This window comes from Streptomyces sp. NPDC102441 (genome assembly GCF_044765585.1).
Lineage (GTDB): Bacteria > Actinomycetota > Actinomycetes > Streptomycetales > Streptomycetaceae > Streptomyces.
This window is the reverse complement of sequence record NZ_JBIWKH010000001.1, coordinates 756,058-778,832: the sequence shown is the minus strand read 5'-3', so window position 1 is coordinate 778,832 and position 22,775 is coordinate 756,058. Positions and strand designations below refer to the sequence as shown.

Here is a 22,775-nt window from a genome sequence, read left to right as displayed (position 1 = left end):
ACGAGGCCCGGCCCTTCAAGTGGACCAAGACCGCCGACCAGATCCTCGACCGGATCTGCCGCTACTGCTCACGCATCTCCGAACCAGGTCACTAGGACTGCATGCCGCGGGGCAGCTCCAGGGCCAGGCGGTCGAGGCCATGCATGGTCAAGCCCAGTCCTTCGGTGCCATGCGCACGAGGCTCCAGACCCCGCTGTCCTCCCGGTTCCAGATCGGGGGTTACGTGAACTTCCGTTTAGAGACGCCCCGTGACCTGTGGCTCGCGAGGGCGGCGAAGTTCTTGGACGACGGCCTACTCGATCAAGCATGGAACATGCTCTCCCACGCAGTGCTCGACTGCGACGAGACCCGCTTCGTCTGCGCCCGCTACGCCGTCCTGAAGAAGGACTGGCCACTCCTTCTGACCTTTGCCGAAGGAATCCGGAGCTCCTTCCTGCGAGACGAGTCGCAGCTCTGCGTTGCGGCCAGCCTTATCGCCCAAGGCGTATCCCACGAGGCGCTCAACGTGCTGAGCCCACTCCCGCAAGCGCTGGCTGACAACGCCGGATTTCTCGGGGAGATTGCCTACTTGCGTGGCCGTGCGTATGAGCAGCTCGGCCGGGCTGAGGAAGCCCTGAAGGAGTTCCAGACAGCGTTCCGATACAGCCCGACCTTGGGTGATGTGGCCCAGCGGGCGAAGGTGATGGCCTCGCCCGCTGCGCGCCTGCCCGCCCAGGCTGCTGGGGCTGCGCAAGAACAACGTGAGGACTCCTCCGGCGTCACTTTGAGTGACGAGGAGCGTTCGGCATTGCTGGACGAGGCGATGGCCGAACTCGACCAGATGGTCGGGTTGGCCCCGGTGAAACGCCAGGTGCGGACCCTGTCGGCGCAGCTGAGGATGGCGGCAGTGCGAAGAGGCCAGGGCCTGGCTGCGGCACCGGCTCCACAGCACTTGGTATTTGCCGGGCCGCCCGGCACGGGCAAGACCACGGTGGCCCGCGTCGTAGGCGAGGTCTTCGCAGGGCTTGGCTTGCTGGCCCGAGGCCACGTCGTCGAGGCCCAGCGCGTTGACCTCGTGGGACAGCACCTCGGAGAGACGGCGATCAAGACATCAAAGATCATCGACGAGGCCCTGGACGGCGTTCTCTTCATCGACGAGGCTTACGCACTGTCCAATACCGGGTACTCGGGCGGCGACGCCTTCGGCAAGGAAGCCCTGCAGGTGCTCCTCAAGCGAGCCGAAGACGACAGGCACCGCCTGGTTGTGGTTCTCGCCGGGTACCCGAACGAGATCGACGATCTCCTGTCCACCAACCCGGGTCTCACCTCCCGCTTCAATACTCGGGTGGACTTCCCTGCCTACTCGGCTGAGGAGCTGGTGCTGATCGCGGAGTCGTTCCTGGGAGCCCAAGGTGATGTCCTTACCGACGAGGCAGCGGTTGCGCTGCGCACGTCATGTGACCTTGTCGTCGTCAATGGCTTGATTGACCGGCTTGGTAATGGTCGCTTCGCCCGTGAACTCGCTCGGAAGGCTGCCGCAGCGCGGGACCTGCGGGTCTACGACGCACATGGCAGCTCTGCAGTCCCGTCGGAGGACGAGGTCACCACGCTGCACGTGGGTGATGTCATGGACGCGTACCAGGAACTCACTGAAAGGGTTCCGCCGAACCGCTGACTGGGGGATCGCGGATGTCTGCCAGTCCGCGGCCAGTCCGCAGGACACCCGTAAACGGCCGTCGGGAGCCAACGCATGCCAACCAGGAAACCGCAGGTCAGGGTCGGTGGGCAGACATTCCGCTTCAACGTGTAGCGGCTGACTTACCGCCACGTCGCCGATCTGGCAAACGTGCAGGTCGGATAGGGCCCGACTCTTCGGGGTCGGGCCCTTGGTTTTTCCCGTGCTGGAGTGGGGATGTCCGTGCTGGGATTAGTGATGTGGCGTGGTCGCGTACTGCTGCGATGTATTCGGTCAGGCGGCTGGCCTGGTACCAGGTGTCTGGATTTGGGCGGCGTGGGGAGCTTTGGCGCTGAGGCAGTCTCGGTGAGGCGTTGGAGGTGCCTGGGTGCGCACGCGAGCCACGCCTCGATGACCGGCACGGGTACCTTCGGTGAAACGGGCCCGGATCCAGTCGCTCAGCGTCCCGGTGTTGAGAAGCCGTATTCCGATCGTGAAGGCGGTACCGCACGGTGCGCGATCCGGGGCGGGGCTGTCCCGCTAGCGGTCGGTGTAGTGGCCGTGGACGCGGGCGATCTCCAGTACGTCACCACTCACCCGGTACACGAGGCGGTGTTCCTCGGTGATACGCCGCGAGCACCAGCCCTTGAGTGCGCCTTTCAGCATCTCGGGCTTTCCGACGCCATTGCCGTCATCGGGGTTGCGCTGGATGTCCGCGATCAGAACGTTGATGCGCTTGAGGCTGCGCCGGTCGTTCATGGCCCACTGCGCATACTGCTCCCATGCGCGGGTGGAGAACATGACCTTCACTCCGCCGCCTCCGGGTCGATCAGGTCGCGGACAGTGCCGCGTCCGGCATCCAGCTCAGCAACGGACTCCATGAGCTCAGCGGCGGTGCGCGCGTTGCCGAGCAGGTACATGGTCTCCGTCCACGCTTCGTAGTCGGACTCCGCCATGAGGACGGCGTTTCCCTGTTTGGAGGCGATCCGTACCGGTGCGTGATCGTCGTTGACCTTCTTCAGCAGCGGGAAGAAGTCCCTCCGCGCCTCGGTTCCGGTGATCGTCATTGTTGTTGTCCCTTTCGCTCCAGCCACCCTTGAATGGTACTGAAAAGCGTACATCACCAGTACGGATTTCAGTGCCTAGCGGCTGCTCGTCCCAGCCAAGATCACCCAACCAGGGACCCTGTTCGATGAGATGCCTCGTTGAGGCGCACAGGGAGACGACGCTGGATGTCGAGGTCGATATCGGCGTGGCCCAGGGCTGACTCCGGGCGATTGTCAAGGGGCGCGATTGGGCCCGGTAGGCTTCCCTGTCCGGGATTGGGGGGGATCCGGATGGGCCATCGACTGTCGGCAGGCGAAGGGATCGGCGCATGGCCACCGTATTTCGGGTGGTGACCGTGGATGACGAGGATGGCCATGAGGTTCGGACGCAGTACTACGACGAGGCGGGGGGCGAGATCCCTGCCCCCCGGCTGTCTGTCGTGCGCTGGTCGGCCCGTGGCACCGTATCCCGTGTTGCTGTGCCCCCTGTTGCCGTAGCTCATGCGGCTGTTGAGCCCGCGGGGGCGGGAAAGGGTTTCGTCTCCGGCGTTCGCCGGGGAGCAGTGGGCGGTGTTGCCCGGGTGTGTGGCGGTGTTTCTGCCGGCGGATCCGCCGCGCAGTGGGCGCGTCGCGTTTCATGTCGCGGGGAGTGCAGTCTGGCGGCATGCTGCTCTGTACGCCCTGTACCTGGCGGGGCGCGGGCTGTTGCTGCCGGGGCTCAGCGCCGGTGACCATGATGCCTGGCGGCTTGGCCCTTACGCGGAGGCGGACGCGACCTGGGTGCGGGCGCTGGCCGAGGTCATGCCCCCGCCGCGTGCGCCGTACCGCTGGGGCCCGCGGGGGAGGGGAGGGCGCGTACGCCGCTGCGACTCCCTGACCCTTACGCCCGGTTGAGGGAGTTCATGGACGCGGTGGCGGGTCTGCTGCCGCGTACCCCAGCCGGAGCGGCCGCTCCGGCAACATCGCGCCGATTCGTTCACCGAGTCCCAGATCAGGGAGTTCGTGCAGGGTCTCGTCCAGCGGTTGCTCGCCGATCCAAAGCTGATCAACCAGTCCAGGTCGTGCTCCCGACTCTGATCGAGGCACCCTCGACGCGCTCCAGCATTTTGATGCCATTTCTGAGGTCTAAATGATATCGTTGTTGGGGCGTCGAGCTGTGGAGGGACAACTGATGGCCAGAACTGTGATCGATCTGGATGAGGAGATCGTCGAGCAGGCGATGCGGGTGTACGGGGCGAAGACGAAGGCCGCCGCAGTGCGGGCGGCCATGGAGGAGGGGGTGAGGCTGCGGCTGCGCCGGGAACTGTTCGATGCCATTGACGATGGTGAGTTCGATGACGCGTTCGCGGAGATCCGGTCGCAGACGGGACCGCGGAATCAGGACGGCTCGCTTAAGCGCGAAGACGGGGCTTCGGCGGCGTGAAAGGGCGCTACCTCATCGACAAGTCCGCGCTGGCCCGCCGGGGTATACCGGCAGTGCGGGCGCGGCTGGATGCGCTGGACCGCGATGGACTCCTGGCAGTGTGCGCCCCCACCGAGTACGAGGTTCTGTACTCGGCGCGTGGAAAGCCCGAGGCGCTGCGCCTGCGTACCCTGCTCCGCGGTTTCGACTACTTGCCCTGCAACGACGAGGCGTTCGAGCAGGCGCTCGCGATCCAGGCATTGGCGCTGAACGCTGGCTTTCACCGGGCGCTGTCGCTGGCCGACGTCCTCATCGCGGCAACCGCAGAACGGCACGGGGCCACGGTCCTGCACTACGACGGCGACTTCGACATGATCGCCTCGGTGAGCGGGTTGCAAGCCGAGTGGGTCGTAGAGCCCGGCACAGCCGACTGACTGGGAACGCCGCATGCCGTGTCAGTGAGTGCCTCGATGGACGAGGGTGGAGCCGGTGCATCGTTGACCGGGCCGTCGCGGATCTGCATTGTCTAGTGGTGAGACCCGTAAACAGCCGTCGGGAGCCAACGCATACCAACCGGGAAACCCCAGGTCAGAGCCCTGGAGGGGGCACCGCCGCAGGTCAGGATCAGGCCGCAGGCATTCCGCTTCAATGTCTGAGCGGATGAAATGACAAACGCGCAGGTCGAATGGGGTCGACTCTCCTTGGAGTCGGCCCCTTGCTCTTTCCCGTGCCAAGCACGGGAACGCCGTGCTCGTCTCGGCCGAGGACTACGCGGCGCTGCGCGAAGGTTCGTATCTGCTTCGTTCGCCGGCGAACGCACGTCGGCTCCTCAAGGCGTACGAGAACGCGCTGGGCAACATCAACGTGTCGGAACGTGAGCTGATCGATCCGAACGCGGCCCCCGGAGCGGGTGCTGTGTGAGGCTCGTCTTCGAGGACCAGGGCTGGGAGGACTACACGTCCTGGCTCAAGAGCGACCGCAAGGTGCTCACTCGGACCAACAAGCTCATCGAGGACGTCAAGCGCGACCCTTTCACGGGGATTGGCAAGCCCGAACCACTCAAGTACCACTTGCCCGGAGCGTGGTCGAGGCGGATCGACGACGAGCATCGTCTCGTCTACTTGGTCACGAACGAGGGGATCGTGATCCTGGCGGCTCGCTACCACTACTGAGTGCTGCACTGTCCCAAGCTGCTCCTCGGTATGGGAATCGATGCTGGTGATCAGGGAAGTAGAGGCTCCCGTGCTGGGATCGTGCTGGGATGGCCCCTCCAGAGCCGCGTTTCCGCAGGTGGGAGCTCCGTACTGCGAAGCCCGCTTCAACGTCTGATGGGTGACCTGTCACCACGTCGCTGATCTGGTCGGCGTGCAGGTCGGTCATGAGGGGTCCGACCGTCCGGGGTCGGGCCAGGCGCCGCTCCGCCCGTTCCGTCCGCATGATCGTGGCGAGCGCTGATGCCGTCTCGATCAATTCCAGAAAATCTGTGCGGCCTTGACGCACTTCCATGTAACCAATACGGTTACATCTGTAGAAGCAACAAGATCTGTTACATCAAAAAGATCAATCGACGGAGGAAGTCATGGGGCAGCTCACCGGCAAAGTCGCGGTCGTCACCGGAGGAACCACCGGGATCGGGCTCGCCACAGCCAAACGCTTCGCCGCCGAGGGCGCGCAGGTGTACGTCACTGGGCGCCGCAAGCCTGAACTGGACGCCGCGGTCCAGGACATCGGCCGGGGCGCCGTCGGGATCCAAGGGGACATCTCCGTGCTCGGTGATCTGGACCGGCTCTACGAGACCCTGGACCGGAGCGGCCGGCGCATCGACGTGCTGTTCGCCAACGCGGGCGGTGGTGAGTTCGCCACTCTGGAGGAGGCCACTGAGGAGCACTTCGACGCGACCTTCGCCATCAACGTCCGCGGTCTGTTCTTCACCGTCCAGAAGGCCCTGCCCCTGCTCAATGATGGCGCGTCGGTGATCCTGCCCGGCTCCACGGCCGCCTCGACCGGCGGCGAGGCGTTCGGGGTGTACGCCGCGAGCAAGGCGGCGGTACGGTCCTTCGCCCGCACCTGGGCCAATGAGCTCAGGGGGCGCCGCATCCGGGTCAATGTCATCGCGCCCGGACCGGTCGATACTCCCGGCATCACCGGCCTCGCTGCCGACGTCGAGCAGGCCGGGCAGCTCAGGGGTGCGCTCGTCGGCGGCGTGCCGATGGGCCGGATGGGCCGACCGGATGAGATCGCGAGCGCCGTCCTGTTCCTCGCCTCGGACCAGAGCAGCTTCACCACCGGCGCGGAGTTGTATGCCGATGGCGGTGCGAACCAGGTGTGAGGGCGAGGTGTGGTCCGACCCGCTCGACACGACTCCCGCCGCAGGCGCCCGTAGGTCTTGCCTCACATTGACGTAACTTATACTGTTACGCCCGAGAGGTGAGTGAGTATGAGCGCGAACAGCAGGCTGACCGTTGCGGCTCACACCCTGGCATGGATCGGCCTCTACCAGCGCCGTGGCCACGAGGTGGCCACCTCGGAGCAGATCGCCGGGAGCGTCAGCACCAATCCGGTCGTGATCCGGCGCTTGCTGGCCGAGCTGCGCAAGGCCGGTCTCGCCGACTCGCGGCGCGGCGCGGGAGCAGGGTGGATGCTCTCCCGGGAACCGGCGGCGATCACTCTGCTCGATGTCTACGAAGCCGTCGAGCCAGGGCCGGTCTTCGCACTGCACCGCTCGACACCCGACGCCGAGTGTGTCGTGGGCCGGGGGATCGGCCCGGTCATGACCGCCGTGTACGACGACGTGGAGGCCGCCCTGCGCAGGGAGCTGGCGAGGACCACGCTGGAGGACGTACTTCGGGACGTGCTCAACGTCGCCTAGCAGCGCTGCTCGGTCCGGCCGTCATACCTCCGGCGGGTGATGACCGCCGTGCACATCACCAGGGCACCACCCCGGCGTCCTCGAAGAACTGGCCGGTCGGGCCGCCGTCGGGCAGGGCCGCGAGCTTGATGGCGATCGCAGCAGCGGCAGCGCTGAGGCTGTTCAGGTGCCGGGCTCGCGACTCCGCGCTCCGGCTAGCGCTTTATGCCTACTCCCGCCAGCAGGCTGATCTCCGCGTCCGGGATCTCCTCCCCGCCGGCGGAGCGCCAGCGGTGGCAGCAGCAGATGCCGGGCTCGATCAGGTCGAGCCCGTCGAAGAAGCGGCGGACATCGCTGTGCGAGCGGAACTGCACCGGAGTGCCGGAGTTGGTGTAGGCCTCCGCGACGTTGTTCCAGGTCTCGGGGTCGAAGTCGGGCGTGCAGTGGTTCATGGCGAGTGCGCTGCCCGCCGGGAGCGGGTCGAGCAGCCGACGGACGATGGCGTACGGATCGTGCGGGTCGGTGACGAAGTGCATGAGCGCGTTGAGGGTGAGGGCGATGGGCTGGTCGAAGTCCAGGACCTCGGAGTCCTCCACAGCGCTCATCAGCGCATCGGGGTCGGTGACGTCGGCCTCGATGTAGGCGGTACGTCCCTGCGTCGTGCTGCGCATCAGGCGTTCGGCGTACTTGAGGACGAGAGGGTCGTTGTCGGCGTACACGACGCGGGCGTCGCCCGCGACGGACTGGGCGACCTGGTGCAGGTTGGGCTCGGTCGGGATGCCCGTGCCGATGTCGAGCCACTGGCGGATCCCGTGCTCCTGCGCCAGCACACGGGTGGCCCGGTGCATGAACGCCCGGTTCTCGCGGGCGGTCACGGGGAGGCCCGGGTGGGCCTTGGCGGCGAGCACGGCCGCCTCCTTGTCGACCTCGAAGTGGTCCTTGCCGCCGAGGAAGTAGTCGTACATCCGGGCCGAGTGTGCCCTGCTCGTGTCGAGATCCCGGCCGGCCTGCCTGGTGGTCATGTTCTCCCCTTCACGTGTGCGTCTGTCGGCCCGCAGGCCGGTACGGGACCGGTGTCGTCGGCCCTTCTGCTGCCCGCGGGGTGTTCACCCGGCGGCCAAGTGATCGGCCAGGCCCTCTTTGACCCCGCGGACGAACGCGGCGATCTCCTCCGGCGTGTAGATCAGCGCCGGCCCGGCAGGGTCGGTGGACTGCCGTACGGCCACGCGGCCGTCGGCGAGTTGTTTCGTCTCGACGCACTGACCGCCGTTCGGCCCGCTCCAGGGACGCTCCCAGCCCTGTTCCCCGAGATTGCGGGCCGGCATGCCGTTGTAGACGCCCTCGTCGGTGATCGTCATGAGTACTCCTTGCGCATGCGGTTCAAGAGCGCCCTGCTGTCCTCGGACGACGTCAGGAGCGACATGCGGGTATGTGCCTCGAGATGGGAGACGACGTCCGCGCGCTGGTCGAGGTAGACGGAGGCGGAGAGGAGTTCGCTGTAGACGATGTCGGGCAGTTCGGGTTCCTCGAACCGGAAGTATGTGAACGGCGCACACGCTCCGACATGCGCGCCTGCGGTGAAGGGCACGATGTCGAGGCTGATGTGCGCGAGCTCGGAGACGTCCAGGAGCCGTTCGAGCTGCTCCCGCATCACCTGAGGGCCGCCCACCACCCGGTGCAGGACGGCTTCCTCCATGACCACCCACAACGTGGGGGCGTCCTCCCGCTCCAGCAGGCTCTGACGGTGCAGCCGAAGCTCCACGCGGCGTGCGAGCTCGTCCTCGGTGCCGTTCGGCAACCCGCCGCGCAGCACGGCGTGCGCGTAGTCCGGGGTCTGCAGCAGGCCGGTGACGTACTGGGGCTCATATGTGCGGAGGGTCTTGGCGCCGGCCTCAAGGCTGACGTAGGCCGTGAACCAGCTGGGGACGGCATCGCGATAGGAGTGCCACCAGCCCGGCTTGTTGGCCTGCTCGGCCAGGTCGACGAACTCGTCGATCTCCTGGCGGCCCGCGCCGAAGGTCTCCAGGAGCTTCTCCACGTAGAGAGGCTTCAGCGCGACCTCGGCCTTCTCCAGCCGGCGGATCGTCAGGGTCTTCACGCGCAGAGCCCTCGCCGCGTCCTCCAGCGAGGCACCGGCGCCCAGTCGCATCTCCTGCAGCCGACGGCCGAGGATCATACGCAGGACCGTCGGCGCGCTGGTGCCGGAACGGGCTTCGCTCACGCCCAACCTCCTGAGGGACCATCAATAACACCATTCTTACAGTGATTTGATGTGGCCGCCAGGGTGATACCAACGCTGCTGAAATTATCAGGGAGTCGGTTGCAGCGTGTGCTCCATCACGCGCATAGTGGACGCGTGAGCGGTCAAGTCACTGCAATGACGCAGGATCCGGCGCGGGGCGAGCGTGCGATGCCGCCGCCTTCGGCACCCCGTCACTGGACGCCTGCCTCGGCGTACGTCACTCGCCGCTCGAGTTGCAGCTCCGCATCCCCCCACCGCGCCCCGTCCCCACAGGGCGCTGGAAGGCGACATCCGTGACTCTGTCCACGCACCCGACCCCCGCGTTAGTCCGGGCCGCGCCGCGCCGGGAGTACTGGTTCGGTCTGCCCGCTCTGCGTACGAGCGCGAGATCCGCCCGCGACACCGTGCGCGACCTGCTCCGTGCGTGGAAGCTGCCCGGCGACACATGCTGCGACGCGGTGCTGCTGGTCTCCGAGCTGACCACGAACGCTGTGCTTCACACCGGCAGCGGGCATGTCCTGTGCGGCCTCACGCTGACCGCCGACGGGCGGCGCCTGCGCATCGAACTGCACGACGAGGGCAGCACCCCGGTCCGCCTGCCCGAGCACCCCGCCGGCCCCGGGGAGGAGAGCGGACGAGGGCTGCTGCTCGTTCAGCAGATCGCGGAAAGCTGGGGCTCCGCACGCTCGACGCGGGCCGAAGGCAAGGTCGTCTGGGCGGAGTTGACGGCCCACTCCGGAAGGCGCCCATGACTCCCCACGGTGAATCCGATTCTCCCGTCGTGCTGTACGTATGCGCCGACCGGGCCCCGGAAGCGCCCGGGGATGCCACGCAGCGCGCGCAGACAGAAGGCCGCGCGTTCGCCCAGGAGCGCGGACTGACGATCGCCGAGGTCGTCACCGACACATACGGTGAGCCCGATCCGGCACGGCGCAGGGGGTGGCGGCGCGTGAGGCAGCTGGCACAGACGGGCCATGTCACCGCGGTACTCGTCCGCTGGCCCAGCGCCATCGCCCCGGAGTCCGCGCGCGAACTCCGGCACCGCGAGGCAGCCTGGCTCCACGACCAGGGCGTGCGCGTCCGGTACACCTGGGCGCCCTTGTCATCGAGAGGCTAGGGCTCGTCGTGGATTCTGCGACCCGTTGAGTTGCAGCTGATGACAACGTTTACCTTCCGGTCCAATGGATGCGCGAAGTCCGCCAACATCCATTGTGTAAAGGCGAGTTCGGGACGCGCTCGGTGGTTTACGAGCCCGGTGGAAGCGTCACGAAGGCCCGGATCCGATCTCGTATCCCGGCAAGCGGATTGATCACCGTTCAGTAATCCGTATTCGATCTAGATTTTCGAGCCGACACGGCCTCAAATGAGCGCAGAGGCGACCGGTTCTCTCCCTGGCGTCACAGCGAGGACAGCCCCATCTGAGGCTCGTGTCCGTGTCGCGACTGCTGGTGCGTCGTGGGTATGGCTGTCCCCCCAGCAGGCCTCCCCAGCAACCGACATGATGGCCCGTCAGTCGATAGGCCGGCAGCCGCTCCCGGGAGCGGAGCACCCCCGGGAACCAGCCCTTGACCAGCATGTTTCAGTCCGCCCTCTGCCGGCGTCGACATCATGCAGCCCTCCCACCCGAACGCCGTTGTGCCCATGGCCAATGAGGAGCATTCGGGACGGAGAATTACTTGGCGCTCAAACCACCCCAGATGTGGAAAACATCGACCATCGCCGCCCCTTGGCCGCACCGCGCGCCGACTTGATCACCGGGGATGTTCCTCCTTGATCCAATATCCGCCCCGTTGGCTGACGCCATCCCTAACGCCGGTCAAGTACCCGGCCGTTCGAACGAACGGGGGACGTGTGGTTAGATTGCGCCCGCTCGGCAATCGTGGGGGTGCCGCAGAGAGTGGGCCGGGGGGCAAGGGTTTTGAATCCGTCAGCAGAGTTGTGTACCGGTCGGCAGTGTCCGACAGTCGGTCACATCCAGTTTCTCAACCGTTTGCCCCAGCTGCGGGCGCCCGAAGGTACGGCAAGGCCGTTCACGCCGCATGCTCCCCGCCAATCGCCCAAGATACCGGGCTGCTCGGCCGGTCGAAGGACTGTGCCCAGTTCGTGTTTCATGCGCCCGGGTGCACCGATCGGTGACTCGTTTGCCGGCCGGACAGCCATCCCAGTGGGACTCGGTGATGGCGTATCAGGCCGAGACGCTCTTGGGGTGCAAGGGTCTGCGCGTGGAAGGGAAGGCACTTCAGCGTCGCCGTCCCGGCCGATGGAAAGTAGCAGAGAATGAGCATTCTTGTACTCCATAAATCCAACGCGAGCCGCCGCAAGCACCTGGCCCGAGCCGCAGAGTACGCAAAAGAGAACGGGGAACGTTTTCTGCTTCTCGTGAAGGACCCCACCTGGGAGCATGAAGTCGCGGATGTCGTCGTGTCGGTGGACACCTCAGACATCCAAGCCACACTTGCTGCGGTTCGCGACCTTGCGGCGTCCGAGCCGGAACCGATCCGAGCCGTGGCGGCGTTCGTCGGGCACAGCGTGCCGGCCGCAGCAGCTGTGGCATACGAGCTGGGATTGCCATGCGTGAGCGAGCAGGCGGCGCATGCGGTGCGTGACAAATATGCGATGCGTCAGGCGTTTGACTCGGCGGACATCCCGCAGCCCGTTTACGGCCTGGCCCGGACGGTCGAAGAGGCATTGGACCTGGCCGCACGTATCGGTTTCCCCCTCGTGGTGAAACCGCTCATCGACAACGACACCATGTACCTGCGCCGGGTGGATGACAGCGAGGAGCTCACCGAGCATTTCGCTACCATTCAGCGGGGCGGATGGAGCGGAATCAAGGACGATCCGCTCTACGGGTGGGCCATCGACAAATACGAGTACGCGATCATTCTTGAGGAATATCTGCCAGGGCCGGAAATCAGCGTCGAGTCGATCGTCGTGGAGGGTCAGGCACACGTAGTCGCCATCCACGACAAGCCGCTCCCCATGGACGGCCCCTACTTCGCAGATGTCCACTTCACGACCCCCAGCCGGCTCCCGGCAGAAGTACAGCAACGAGTCCACGACCTTGCTGCCGCAGCGAACCGGGCCATCGGGATCGACGTGGGCGCAACCCACACGGAATTCCGGATCCAGGAGGACGGCACACCCAAGATCCTGGAGACGGCGGCACGTCTCGGGGGTGGACCGGTCTACCAGTCGGTCCTGCTGAGTACCGGCGTCGACATGGTCACTGCCGTACTGGACACGGCTTCCGGCCGGAAGCCGGATCTCAGTTCCCGGCCCGAGCCCACCCCGACCGGTTTCTATCTGTTCTTCGCGGAGCGAGCCGGGCGGATCAGCGCCATTACCGGGGTGCCGGAAGCTCAACTCGACTCCCATGTGCATGAGCTCTCTCTCTACCGAAAGACGGGGGACACGGTTGATGTTCCTCCGCGTGCCTGGCAGTCACATGGCCATGTCGTTTTCACCGCTGACAGCAGCGACGAGCTGGTCCGGACTTTCGATGGGCTTGTGAAGTCCATCAACATCGAACTCGAATAATATTCTCGACGGCCGTCGAGGCGCGCAATCCAAGGAGCTATCTTTGAGCATCAGGACCGAGTTGGCGCCGTACCTGCGCGGCTACGAGGAAAAGTTCACGAGCGGCGGTGAGATACGTTGGCTTCCGCATCTTCTGTATTTTCACCCGCAGTCCCATCGATCGGAAGTGGTGAACACCGACTCCGTCGGTTTCCGGTATGCCACGGACGGGGATCGCAGCTACTCGGTGGCCGACCACGGATCGGCCGACTCGGTACGGCTGCTGGCGGGGAGCTCAACGGTTTTCGGTATCGGGGCCAGCTCCGATGCCTGGACGCTTGCCTCCAGGATGAACGTCCACGACGAGCGGGATCAGACCTGGCTCAACTTCGGCGGTCGCAGTTTCAATTCGACGCAGGAACTGCTGTTGTTCACGCTGTATCGCCACCTGCTGCCCAAGGTGGATGAGATCGTACTGTTCTCCGGGTTCAACAACCTGAGCCTGGCGCGAATGCCACAGGTCAGGGACGAGGACCACGGCACCTTTTTCCAGTACAACATGTACAACGAGATGTTCCCGCCGAAGAACGAACCCAAGGCGGTCTCTCCGATGCGGAGCCTGCTGCGCAGGAAAGAGGAAGCACCCGCACCGGTCCCGCCCAGCATAAGTGAGCAGATCACGTACGCTGCCGACCTCACGCTGCGGCACCTGGATGCCTGGAAGGCATTGGCATCCACGTGGGACGCGAAGATCACCTACATTCTCCAACCGCTGTCGGGCTGGGTTCGGGACAAAGGCAGCAGGGAGGAGGAGCTCATTTTCGACGAGCTCGAACGGCTCGGTGGTTTCGCCGCGATGTACGGCGACATCCTGAGCAAGGACGTAAACGTCGAGTACGCGGCAAAGCTGGAGCAGGGCGCAAAAAACATCGGCGTCAATTTCGTCAATTTCAGTCCGGTCATGGCGGAGTCCGCCCCGTCGGATGAATGGCTGTTCATCGATCGGATCCATCTCACCGACAACGGCCATGATCTTGTTGCCAGGAAAATTCTGGAACACATATAACCAGGAGTCTCGCATGTCGTTCATCAAATCCCTGTTTCTCCGGGTATTCCGAGGAAAAAAGAAGCCCAAGAAGTCGGACACGTCGATCTATCCGATGTTCTAGGATCGGCCTGACACAGCAAGAGGGCATTCAATGTGGCGTGAGATGTACCGCCGGTGTGTCGACCCGGAATTGTTCGTGGACACCACCTCGATTCGCACACTCATGGCCGAGATCGCATCCGACGATCCCGAGGCCGACCCGCCGAACCTGTCCACCACGCTCGACGCGGTGCGGTCGTGGTCGGGGGAACAGTCCGGTATCTACCGCGAACTGAGCGCTTCCGCCGACCGTTCGGGGTCGTCGGAGGGCCTGGCGCACGCGATTCTCCGGCAGTCCGGTCCGCTGGCCTCGGCCCTCGGGGGATGGCTGCAGGGCATGAGCGCACCCGGTGTCTTCGAGGACGAGGTACACCTGCGGATTCTTGCTCTGTTCGCCGACGACATCGGCGTCGGCGGCCCGCGATCGTCGCGGTACGACGCATTCAAGATGCTCGCGAAACAGCATGGCCGGCCCGAATTGGCCGTGGACGCAGCCGAACTGGCTGCCGAGCGTTCGATCCGGGATCACATGTTCGCGCTACCCGCGACCCTGTTCGCGATCAGCAGGCGCAGTGATGAATTCGCGCCGCTGATCGCCGGAGTCGACGTGGTGATGCGCACCGTCGGCATGCTGCCCGGCTGGTCCGCGCTCGGCTCGGACGACGGCGCGCAGACCGAGTGGGGGCGCCTGGATCTCACACGGTCCACCGGGGCAACTGACATCTCCGCGCCGTTGGACGTCTCGCGCGCTGTCGCCGAGAGGTTCTGCGAGACCGGAGCGGATGCGCGCCGTCAGGTCGAGCTCGGCGCGGCCTGGACGCTGAGTGCCCTGCAGTCATGGAATCAGCTGCTCTTCGACGAGGCCGCCGCCGCGCTGCATCCACAGCGGGCGATGGAGCAGCTCATCCGGGAGCGCGCCCGCGAAGGGGCCGTCTACCACCAGAACTTCCGGATGGGCGAGGGCACTCTCTCCGAACTGCTCGAACGCGCGAAGTCCGATCCCGCTCCGCTGTTGCGGGAGCTCGCCGCGAGCCGCATGGTCAAGCCCGGCAACGCGGCACGCAGTTCACTGGTCAACGGCCTGATCGGCCCGAAGGGCCCGATGTTCAGGGTCTTCTCCGCCGACGACGTCGAGGTCATATCCACATGGATCGACTCCCTCGCCGACGCCGAACCACAGCCCGCACTGCCACCGGCTGCCCGGGCCCCGCAGATGCCGGACCTCGACGCCCTCGAATCGGCCCGGAGCGACGAGAACGGGGTGGTGCCCCGCGACATCCGCGACGCGTATTTCGTCCTCCAGGGACGTGCGCTGGCGCCCGCGACCCGCAGTTTCGCCATCCGGTACGTCAAGCGCTGGCTGGCCAGGGCGAAGATGTCGGTGGGGCGTACGGACCGGTCTCTGCCCGGGCGGTGGACGCCCGCCGGCCTGCGGCCGTGGCTGCTGGACATGCACGACAAGCACGGCGCCGAGTTCGAGACGGGCAGATCGAACGACATGCCCAGTCGCGAGGATGTCGTCGACTCCACCCTGCAACTGGCGCCGCTGACGCTGATCGACGGTTCCTGGCTGCAGGGCTTCACCGACGTCGGGCTCGCCACCACACGGTTCGGCTTCCCCCTGTTCGAGACCTACTGGGACGAACTCGGCAACGGCGACATCGAGATCAACCACCCCAAGATCTACCGCGACGTGCTGCGCGAGATGGATATCGAGCTGGCACCGACCGGCAGCAGGGAGTTCGCCCACGACAGCCGATTCCGGGAGGAGTCGCTCGAAACGCCGGTCTACTGGCTGTGCCTGGGCAAGCTGCCACGCACGTTCCTGCCGGAGATCCTCGGGATGAACCTGGCGATGGAACTCTCCGGTGTCGGTGGCAGCTACCGCACCGCGCGGACGTTCCTGAAGCACTACGGCTTCTCCACGCATTTCGTTGACCTGCACAACACGATCGACAACGTGTCCACCGGCCACTCCGCCTGGGCCGCGGACGCGATCGACACGCATATGCGCTCGGTGTCGCAGCTCTCCGACCCGGAGAAGTTCGCCGCCGAGTGGGAACGAGTGCGGATCGGCTACGAGTCGCTGGCCCCGCTGCCGACCAAGAGGATGGCCGATCTGATCGGCCGTCGATTCATGACAACGCCGTGGAAACCTCGATCGCAAGACCGGTCGCTGTTCCATCACACACCGGTAGGGGTATCCTGATGTCCGTTTATACGCTGGGGATTTCGGCTTACTATCACGACAGCGCGGCCGCGCTGGTCTGCGACGGCACCGTGGTGGCCGCTGCACAGCAGGAACGATTCAGCCGGATCCGGCACGACGCGGCCTTCCCGAACGCGGCGATCGAGTACTGCCTCGACCATGCCGGCATCTCCCTGGACGACCTCAATGCCGTGGTGTATTACGAGGACTCGCGTCTGAAGTACGAGCGCGTGCTGTCCTCGTTCGCCAGCGCCGGCCCGCGCGGGATACGGCCGTTCTCGGCCGTGGTGCCCGAATGGCTGAGCTGGAAGCGCGACGTCCTGGAGCGGGTGGACGCCGAGCTGCGTGCGCTGGGACGTGGCACGGCACCCGGGGCGATCGCCTCGCAGCATCACCGTTCCCATGCGGCGTCGGCGTTCTTCCCCTCGCCGTTCGAGAACGCGGCCGTGCTCACCATCGACGGCGTGGGGGAGTGGCAGACCACCACCATCTGGCACGGGCGTGGCAACTCCCTCGAGCTGGTGAACTCGGTCTCCTACCCGCATTCGGTGGGCATGCTGTACTCGGCGTTCACCTATTACTGCGGCTTCAAGGTCGACTCGGGTGAGTACAAGCTGATGGGCCTGGCCCCCTACGGGGAGCCGAAGTACGCGGATCTCATCCGCCGGGAACTGGTGAACATACGGCCGGACGGCTCGTTCACGCTGAACATGAAGTACTTCGAGTTCCACCAGGGGACGCGCATGGTGGGGCGCAGCTTCGAGAAGCTGTTCGGGGCCCCGATCCGGGACCCGGAAGGTGAACTGGAGCAGCGGCACTGCGATCTGGCGGCCTCGGTGCAAGTGGTCACCGAGGAGATCGTGCTGGGGCTGGCGCGGGCGGCGGTGGAGCAGACCGGCGAGCGAGCGATCGTCATGGCCGGGGGCGTCGCCCTGAACTGTGTGGCCAACGGTGTGCTGAGCCGTTCCGGCATCGTGGACGAGCTGTGGATCCAGCCGGCGGCCGGTGACGCGGGGTGTGCGCTGGGCGCCGCACTCGACCACTCGGTCGGGGTGCACGGCCGGCCGCACCTGGCCGGCGGGGGCGACGGTATGTCCGGCGCGCTGCTCGGGCCGAGCTTCTCCGATGCCGAGGTCGAGCAGTTCCTCACCGCCAGGGGTTATGCCTTCCAGACGTATGCGGAGGACAAGCTCTACGACGAGGTGGCCGCCCACCTCGCCGAGGGCGCCGTGGTGGGCTGGTTCCAGGGACGCATGGAGTTCGGCCCGCGAGCGCTGGGCGCGCGATCGATCATCGGTGATCCGCGCGATCAGGAAATGCAGAAGCGGATGAACCTCAAGATCAAGTTCCGGGAGTCGTTCCGGCCTTTCGCTCCCGCCGTGCTGGCCGAGGACGCCGAGGACTACTTCGGCCTGGTCGGCGACAGCCCGTACATGCTGGTGGTCGCCGAGGTCGCGGACCGGATCAAGTCCGAGGCCGCCCTGCGGCCCGGTGGGCCGAGCCGTGGCCTGGGCAGCCTCAACGAGATCCGCTCGGAGCTGCCGGCCATCACGCATGTGGACCTCTCGGCGCGGGTGCAGACGGTCACGGAGCGCGACAACGCACCGTTCGCCCGGCTGCTGCGCGCCTTCAAGGCGTCGACCGGCTGCCCGGTCCTGGTGAACACCTCGTTCAACGTGCGCGGTGAACCCATCGTGCACACCCCCGAGGACGCCTACCGCTGCTTCATGCGCACCGGGATGGATGTGCTCGTCCTGGGCGGCCACGTGCTGCACAAGGACGCGCAGCCGCCGTTCGCCGAAGCCGTCGACTGGCGCGACGAGATCCCGCTCGACTGAAAAAAGGACTGGCCTCCATGCGTTTTGCAGCACCCGCGGCATTCCTCACGGTTTTCGTTCCGATCTCGCTGTATCGGCGCCTGCGGGCATCGAGCCGGTTCGGCTCCCGGTTCCACCACGGTCCCTCGGCATGGGACAAGCCGTGCGCAGAAAACCCGCGTTGAGCACACGCGCACACGCGCACACGGAACATCCCTGACACAACTACCCGAGAAGCTGTGAGCCCTTTGTTTTCCAGCAGAGAACCATTGCGGTTGCACTGGACTGCGGTCATGGACCACAGTCGTCATGATCGCGGCATCGAGCCGTCGAAATGGGCGACGCGGTGCATCGGCGCGGGCGAGGTCCACGAGTTCATCAACGTCGGACCTGGGCCGCGTTACCCCGTCGATCACGTCGAGTACTACGGCTTCGCCACGTTCGACACATCGGGTGTGATCGCCGTCGGCGACGCCTTGATCTGCAACGGGCAGACGCTCGGAGTCATCAGTGGTTTCGACGAGACCCACATGCCCAACCACTACAACATCCTTGTCGAGGGCCCGAATCTGCAAAACGGCCACTCGCTCGAACTGACTGCTGGAATGACCATCGTCACGCGCCCGCGAGAAAACAAGGATTCCGGGGGATCCTAATGTTCGACTATCAGAAGCTGTACGCAAATCATACGGCGCCCGCCGGCCCTCTGTATCTGTGTCTCGACTGCGAGAAAGAGGCAGCGGCCACGGCGAACAGGTGTCCCGACTGCAAGGGTGCGATCGAGGTCCTGTACCCCCTTGACCGGGTGGAGATCAGGCCGTTCGACTCGAGCCCCAATCCCCTTCAGCGGTACAAGGACGTCCTCCCCGTCGCGAACGAGGAGAACCTCACCTGGCTGGGCGAGGGCAACACTCCCTGCATCAGCGTGGCGCCGCTTGCGCGACTTCTGGGCGTCCGGTCCGTGCACGTCAAGGACGAGTCACGCAATCCGACGAGGTCGACCAAGGACCGCATCGCTTCGGCTGCCCTCAGCCGGTTCAAGGGCATCGGTGTGCGCGAGTTCGTCATGGCGTCCACCGGAAACAGCTCGACCGCCTTCGCGAACTCCATGAGCCTCGTCAGCGGATTCAAGCTTCACATCTTCGTGGGCGAACAGTTCGCCTACCGTCTGAACTACGCGGATCACCCGCGGATCACCACGCACGCCGTATCCGACACCTTTGTCGGCGCGGGCACGGCAGCCCAGAAGTTCGCCAAGGAGAACAAACTCTTCTGGGAAGGCGGTTTCTTCAACTACGCCAGGCGTGAAGGCCTCAAGATGTCCTACATCGAGGCGTACCAGCAGATGCCGGTGAACCCCACGCACGTTTTCCAGGCCATCAGCAGCGGGATGGGCCTGCTGGGTGGTTACAAGGGCGCTGTCGAGCTCAACCGCATAGGGCTCATGGACGATGTCCCGGCATTCATCGGCGTGCAGGAGGATGTCTGCGCCCCCATGGTCAGCGCATGGGACGCGGGTCGCGCGGAGATCGCCGAGGAGGACATCGTCGCGAAGCCCGATGGACTGGCTCATGCCATCCAGCGGGGCGATCCGACGAACACCTATCCCTACATGCGCGCGATGTGCATCAACACCAACGGCGCACTGGTCGCCGCTCGCACGGACGACATGCGTATGGCCAAGGGCCTTTTGCAGTCGCTCGGTTTCGAAGCGTGTTACGCGGCATCCGCCTGCCTGGCGGGCGCCATGCGCATGGCTCAGGAAGGATCGCTCGGCGCCGACAGCGACCTGCTCATAGTCCTCACGGGCGCGGAGCGTCCGCTGGCGCCCACTCCGTCGAACATTCTGGCTGCCTGATCATGACCACTGTTGCAGACGAGATCGCGCGCAGGCTGTCCGGGAACGGCATCTCTCATGTGTTCGGGTATCCCGGAGAGACGTCACTCTCCCTCTACGCGGCGCTCCAGCGCAGCGAATCCATTACCCACGTCGTGGGCAGATGCCCTCGCGGAGCGGCCTACGCGGCCGAGGCGTACGCCCGGATCAGTGGGAACGTCGCGGTGTGCGACGCTCCGGGCGGGATCGGCTCCCCCTACTGCACTCCGGCACTGCTGGAGGCGTACAACAGCGGTACGCCTCTCGTGCTGATCACCTCCGGACCCAGCAAGAGCACTCCACGTCCGTGGGCGACCGGGCAGGTCGAGCATGCGCGGCTGTTCGACAGCGTCGCGAAACGCGTGTACGTGGTCCGTGAGCAGAGGGGCGCGCTCGGAACCATCGATGCCGCGCTGGCCCTCGCGGAACAGCCACGCCGAGGTCCGGTGGTCATCGAGATCGCTCCGGATGTCCTGGAGGCCGAGGCCGACCCGGCTCTGCTGAACGAGCCGAGCCCTGCGGCCGGCGCCGTGGCACGTACGGACACGGGTGCCGGCGTGGAGCCGGAGACGGCGGAACTGGTGGCGGCAGCCGCCCAGGCCATCAGGCAGGGATCGAGTGCCGCCGTCATCGCCGGTGGCGGGTGCCACACCTCGGGCACCCCTGAGGTTCTCCAGGAGTTCGTCCGGCGATTCGGCATACCGGTGTTCACCACGCTCAACGGCAAGGGCGTCCTGTCCGAGGTCGGCGACAATCCGCCCCGGGTCGTCGGGTCCAAGGGCGATACGCCCGCGAACGAGTACATCAGTGGCTGCGACGTCGTCCTCTACGCCGGATCCAAGATGGGCGACAAATCGACCAATCAGTATTCCTGGCCGTCACCCGGCCAGTTCCTCGTCCGTATCGACAACGATCCGGACATCGAGGACTTCAGCTCGGTGAGCGGCTGCCTGATCCGTGAGGACATCAGCCGTGGACTCGGGCTGCTATCGGACGAGTTGGGGGAGTGGTCCTACGGCGGCGGTCGCCCCCTGGCCACCTCCGGCAGCTGGTCACAGTCGGGGACCGCCACTCTCGTGCAGGCGGTCGACGCCACGATGACCGGCCGGGATGTCTGTGTGGGGGAGGCCAGCGTCGCGAGCGGCTGGTTCGGCGCTCTTCTCCACCTCGTTCCCCCGCAGCGGCTCATCACCCCGCGCGGAACCGGGAGCCTCGGCTACGCGATTCCCGCATCTGTCGGCGCAGCTGTCGCACGGCCCGATGCCGATGTGTGGACGCTTGTCGGAGATGGTGGACTGACGATGTCCATAGGCGAGCTGGAGACCATCGCCCGGCTCGGTCTCCATGTGAAGGTGACCATTCTCGACAACGGTCGTCTCAATCTGATCGACCAGCATGCCATTCATCATCATGGAGCGGACGCGGTCAGTCGCGATTTCATCAGGGTCGACTGGTCCGGCATGTGCTCGGCGATCGGTCTGCCCGTCATGTCCAGTGACGACCCGGACCGGGACGCGTCACTCATCAGCTCCTTCTTCTCCCGTAAAGGCCCGGCCGTCCTGGTGCTCGACACCTCGGTCGACGAGATTTCGCCGGATATGGCGATCGCAATCAGAAAGGCGCACTGAAATGACGCTTATGATCCTGCACACCCGGAACGCGAGCCGGCGGAAGCATCTCGCCAAGGCCGCGGAAACAGCCCACGCACTCGGGCATCGAGCGATCGTGGTCGTGGAGGAGCCCAGCTGGGAGCGCGAGTACGTCGACGCGGTGTACACCGCGCCCACCGGTGACCTCCAGGCGACCGTCGCCCGGTGTGTCGAGATCGCGAAGGAGGAGTCCGAACCCATAGCCGGCGTGATCGCGTTCGTCGAGCACAGCGTCCCGGCGGCAGCGGCGGTCGCCGCGGAGCTCGGCCTTCCCTTCATCTCCCCGGACACGGCCGAGAAGAGCCGTGACAAGTTGAGCATGCGCACCGCGTTCGAGAAGGTCGGCATCTCGCAGCCGCGCTTCGCGCTCGCCTCCTCGGTCGAGGAGGCTCAGGAGGCGGCGAAGTCGATCTCGTACCCGCTGGTCATGAAGCCGATCATCGGCGGGGGCAGCATGTTCGTCCGCCGGGTCGACAGCCCGGAGGAACTCGCTGAGCACTTCGAGGAGATCCGCGCGGGCGCGTGGGCCGGGTTCGACTACGACCCCCTGTTCTTCCTCAAGTCGAGGTACTCGGAAGGCATCCTTCTCGAGGAGTTCCTCCAGGGGAACGAGATCAGCGTCGAGAGCTACGTCCAGAACGGTGAGACCACGGTCGTCGCCGTGCACGACAAGCCGATGCCCATGGACGGCCCGTTCTTCGAGGAGACCTTCTACGCGACGCCGACCGTGCTGACGGGCGAGACGCTGGAAAAGGTCAAGAAGTTCACGAGGCTGGCGCACGAGGGCCTCGGCATCACTCAGGGCGCGACCCACACCGAGTTCCGGATCTCGCCTTCGGGCGAGCCCTGCATTCTGGAGACCGGTGCGCGCCTGGGCGGCGGCCCGGTGTACCAGAGCGTTCTGCTCTCGACCGGAATCGACATGGTCGAGGTCCTCACCAAGGTGTCGCTCGGCGAGACCGTCGACGTCGTCGTGGACAGCGAGAACGTCCAGCACGTCGGCTTCTCCCTGCACTTCGGCGAGCAGGCCGGTGAGCTCGTCGCCGTCGAGGGGATCGACGCCCTGGAAGCCAGTGAGAGCGTCTCCGAGGTCATGATCTACAGCCAGATCGGCGCCCTGATCGATGTTCCTCCGCGGGTGTGGCAGGCGCACGGCCATGTGATCTTCACGGGAAGCTCCCGGGAGGACATCGTCGAGAAGCAGCGTCAGGTCAACGAGACCCTCCGGTTCCAGGTTCGTTGAAGCGACTCGCGGCGACGTGACCGGTGACGTGACCGGTGACGGGTGTGCGGCTGTGGTGTCCCGCCGGGGCCCACAGCCGCATGTTCCCGGCCGTCGGCGCCGGGTCGTCCGTTGTATGAAAGG

General features: G+C 65.7%; 21 protein-coding genes and 1 pseudogene. 17 read left to right on the top strand and 5 right to left on the bottom strand.

All coding sequences use genetic code 11. From position 1 onward, the window contains the following. Positions 1-139: 139 nt before the first annotated feature. Positions 140-1,654 carry an AAA family ATPase gene (locus ACIREO_RS03615; RefSeq protein WP_404104425.1) on the top strand — a complete coding sequence of 505 codons (1,515 nt, stop codon included), beginning with the start codon at positions 140-142 and terminating at the stop codon, positions 1,652-1,654. A 540-nt stretch (positions 1,655-2,194) separates the two neighbouring features. Here the strand turns inward: ACIREO_RS03615 and ACIREO_RS03610 are convergent. Together ACIREO_RS03610 and ACIREO_RS03605 are read right to left on the bottom strand one after the other, a co-directional pair. After that, positions 2,195-2,464, bottom strand: a complete 270-nt coding sequence (locus ACIREO_RS03610; RefSeq protein ID WP_404104422.1) for a Txe/YoeB family addiction module toxin — start codon at positions 2,462-2,464, stop codon at positions 2,195-2,197. After that, entirely contained in the window at positions 2,461-2,721 is a 261-nt protein-coding gene (locus tag ACIREO_RS03605) for a type II toxin-antitoxin system Phd/YefM family antitoxin (RefSeq protein ID WP_138358631.1), read from the bottom strand. The genes ACIREO_RS03610 and ACIREO_RS03605 overlap by 4 nt, the downstream gene beginning before the upstream one ends. Positions 2,722-3,871: 1,150 nt before the next feature. Between ACIREO_RS03605 and ACIREO_RS03600 the strand changes: the two genes are divergently transcribed. The 6 genes and pseudogenes from ACIREO_RS03600 to ACIREO_RS03575 all read left to right on the top strand — a co-directional run bounded on the left by ACIREO_RS03600 (position 3,872) and on the right by ACIREO_RS03575 (position 6,971). Beyond that, on the top strand, positions 3,872-4,123 hold the full coding sequence (locus ACIREO_RS03600; RefSeq protein WP_404104419.1) for a type II toxin-antitoxin system VapB family antitoxin: 252 nt from the start codon (positions 3,872-3,874) through the stop codon (positions 4,121-4,123). Next, entirely contained in the window at positions 4,120-4,536 is a 417-nt protein-coding gene (locus ACIREO_RS03595; protein ID WP_404104416.1) for a PIN domain nuclease, read from the top strand. The genes ACIREO_RS03600 and ACIREO_RS03595 overlap by 4 nt, the downstream gene beginning before the upstream one ends. Before the next feature lie 280 nt (positions 4,537-4,816). Beyond that, positions 4,817-5,023, top strand: a pseudogene (locus ACIREO_RS03590) (type II toxin-antitoxin system Phd/YefM family antitoxin); the annotation flags it as partial. Continuing rightward, entirely contained in the window at positions 5,020-5,274 is a 255-nt protein-coding gene (locus ACIREO_RS03585) for a Txe/YoeB family addiction module toxin (protein ID WP_404104414.1), read from the top strand. The pseudogene ACIREO_RS03590 and the gene ACIREO_RS03585, both read left to right, overlap by 4 nt. Positions 5,275-5,681: 407 nt before the next feature. After that, positions 5,682-6,431, top strand: a complete 750-nt coding sequence (locus ACIREO_RS03580; RefSeq protein ID WP_404104411.1) for an SDR family oxidoreductase — start codon at positions 5,682-5,684, stop codon at positions 6,429-6,431. Positions 6,432-6,539: 108 nt separating this feature from the next. Beyond that, positions 6,540-6,971: an Rrf2 family transcriptional regulator gene (locus ACIREO_RS03575; RefSeq protein WP_404104409.1), complete on the top strand. Its 432-nt coding sequence runs from the start codon at positions 6,540-6,542 to the stop codon at positions 6,969-6,971. Positions 6,972-7,165: 194 nt separating this feature from the next. Here ACIREO_RS03575 and ACIREO_RS03570 read toward each other — a convergent pair whose 3' ends face one another. The 3 genes from ACIREO_RS03570 to ACIREO_RS03560 all read right to left on the bottom strand — a co-directional run bounded on the left by ACIREO_RS03570 (position 7,166) and on the right by ACIREO_RS03560 (position 9,171). Next, entirely contained in the window at positions 7,166-7,972 is an 807-nt protein-coding gene (locus tag ACIREO_RS03570) for an SAM-dependent methyltransferase (RefSeq protein WP_404104406.1), read from the bottom strand. 84 nt (positions 7,973-8,056) lie between these two features. Beyond that, a complete protein-coding gene (locus ACIREO_RS03565; RefSeq protein WP_148020507.1) occupies positions 8,057-8,308 on the bottom strand; it encodes a DUF397 domain-containing protein in 252 nt (83 codons plus the stop codon). After that, positions 8,305-9,171, bottom strand: coding sequence for a helix-turn-helix domain-containing protein (locus ACIREO_RS03560; RefSeq protein WP_404104404.1), 867 nt, complete (start codon positions 9,169-9,171; stop codon positions 8,305-8,307). The genes ACIREO_RS03565 and ACIREO_RS03560 overlap by 4 nt, the downstream gene beginning before the upstream one ends. Before the next feature lie 314 nt (positions 9,172-9,485). On the opposite strand from ACIREO_RS03560, the gene ACIREO_RS03555 reads away from it, so the two are divergent. The 10 genes from ACIREO_RS03555 (at position 9,486) to ACIREO_RS03510 (ending at position 22,652) form a co-directional block, all read left to right on the top strand. Continuing rightward, on the top strand, positions 9,486-9,944 hold the full coding sequence (locus ACIREO_RS03555) for an ATP-binding protein (protein WP_404104402.1): 459 nt from the start codon (positions 9,486-9,488) through the stop codon (positions 9,942-9,944). Further along, positions 9,941-10,309 (top strand): hypothetical protein, encoded by a 369-nt coding sequence (locus ACIREO_RS03550; protein ID WP_404104400.1) that lies wholly within the window; start codon positions 9,941-9,943, stop codon positions 10,307-10,309. The genes ACIREO_RS03555 and ACIREO_RS03550 overlap by 4 nt, the downstream gene beginning before the upstream one ends. A gap of 1,160 nt (positions 10,310-11,469) precedes the next feature. Then, on the top strand, positions 11,470-12,732 hold the full coding sequence (locus ACIREO_RS03545) for an ATP-grasp domain-containing protein (protein WP_404104398.1): 1,263 nt from the start codon (positions 11,470-11,472) through the stop codon (positions 12,730-12,732). A gap of 43 nt (positions 12,733-12,775) precedes the next feature. Further along, a complete protein-coding gene (locus tag ACIREO_RS03540; protein ID WP_404104397.1) occupies positions 12,776-13,777 on the top strand; it encodes an SGNH/GDSL hydrolase family protein in 1,002 nt (333 codons plus the stop codon). A gap of 205 nt (positions 13,778-13,982) precedes the next feature. Next, positions 13,983-16,067 carry an iron-containing redox enzyme family protein gene (locus ACIREO_RS03535; RefSeq protein WP_404104394.1) on the top strand — a complete coding sequence of 695 codons (2,085 nt, stop codon included), beginning with the start codon at positions 13,983-13,985 and terminating at the stop codon, positions 16,065-16,067. After that, positions 16,067-17,905 (top strand): carbamoyltransferase, encoded by a 1,839-nt coding sequence (locus ACIREO_RS03530; protein WP_404104391.1) that lies wholly within the window; start codon positions 16,067-16,069, stop codon positions 17,903-17,905. The genes ACIREO_RS03535 and ACIREO_RS03530 overlap by 1 nt, the downstream gene beginning before the upstream one ends. 218 nt (positions 17,906-18,123) lie before the next feature. Then, entirely contained in the window at positions 18,124-18,540 is a 417-nt protein-coding gene (locus ACIREO_RS03525) for a DUF6917 domain-containing protein (protein ID WP_404104389.1), read from the top strand. Further along, positions 18,540-19,742: a pyridoxal-phosphate dependent enzyme gene (locus tag ACIREO_RS03520; RefSeq protein ID WP_404104386.1), complete on the top strand. Its 1,203-nt coding sequence runs from the start codon at positions 18,540-18,542 to the stop codon at positions 19,740-19,742. The genes ACIREO_RS03525 and ACIREO_RS03520 overlap by 1 nt, the downstream gene beginning before the upstream one ends. 2 nt (positions 19,743-19,744) lie before the next feature. Beyond that, positions 19,745-21,388, top strand: a complete 1,644-nt coding sequence (locus tag ACIREO_RS03515; RefSeq protein ID WP_404104383.1) for a thiamine pyrophosphate-binding protein — start codon at positions 19,745-19,747, stop codon at positions 21,386-21,388. Position 21,389: 1 nt separating this feature from the next. Then, positions 21,390-22,652: an ATP-grasp domain-containing protein gene (locus ACIREO_RS03510; RefSeq protein WP_404104380.1), complete on the top strand. Its 1,263-nt coding sequence runs from the start codon at positions 21,390-21,392 to the stop codon at positions 22,650-22,652. Positions 22,653-22,775: the final 123 nt, after the last annotated feature.

Bases quoted from the DNA above. Each gene is read 5' to 3' on its own strand.
- ACIREO_RS03615 (WP_404104425.1), top strand. From the start codon at position 140: ATGCATGGTCAAGCCCAGTCCTTCGGTGCCATGCGCACGAGGCTCCAG.
- ACIREO_RS03605 (WP_138358631.1), bottom strand. From the start codon at position 2,721: ATGACGATCACCGGAACCGAGGCGCGGAGGGACTTCTTCCCGCTGCTG.
- ACIREO_RS03600 (WP_404104419.1), top strand. From the start codon at position 3,872: ATGGCCAGAACTGTGATCGATCTGGATGAGGAGATCGTCGAGCAGGCG.
- ACIREO_RS03580 (WP_404104411.1), top strand. From the start codon at position 5,682: ATGGGGCAGCTCACCGGCAAAGTCGCGGTCGTCACCGGAGGAACCACC.
- ACIREO_RS03575 (WP_404104409.1), top strand. From the start codon at position 6,540: ATGAGCGCGAACAGCAGGCTGACCGTTGCGGCTCACACCCTGGCATGG.
- ACIREO_RS03570 (WP_404104406.1), bottom strand. From the start codon at position 7,972: ATGACCACCAGGCAGGCCGGCCGGGATCTCGACACGAGCAGGGCACAC.
- ACIREO_RS03565 (WP_148020507.1), bottom strand. From the start codon at position 8,308: ATGACGATCACCGACGAGGGCGTCTACAACGGCATGCCGGCCCGCAAT.
- ACIREO_RS03550 (WP_404104400.1), top strand. From the start codon at position 9,941: ATGACTCCCCACGGTGAATCCGATTCTCCCGTCGTGCTGTACGTATGC.
- ACIREO_RS03545 (WP_404104398.1), top strand. From the start codon at position 11,470: ATGAGCATTCTTGTACTCCATAAATCCAACGCGAGCCGCCGCAAGCAC.
- ACIREO_RS03535 (WP_404104394.1), top strand. From the start codon at position 13,983: ATGGCCGAGATCGCATCCGACGATCCCGAGGCCGACCCGCCGAACCTG.
- ACIREO_RS03530 (WP_404104391.1), top strand. From the start codon at position 16,067: ATGTCCGTTTATACGCTGGGGATTTCGGCTTACTATCACGACAGCGCG.
- ACIREO_RS03520 (WP_404104386.1), top strand. From the start codon at position 18,540: ATGTTCGACTATCAGAAGCTGTACGCAAATCATACGGCGCCCGCCGGC.
- ACIREO_RS03515 (WP_404104383.1), top strand. From the start codon at position 19,745: ATGACCACTGTTGCAGACGAGATCGCGCGCAGGCTGTCCGGGAACGGC.
- ACIREO_RS03510 (WP_404104380.1), top strand. From the start codon at position 21,390: ATGACGCTTATGATCCTGCACACCCGGAACGCGAGCCGGCGGAAGCAT.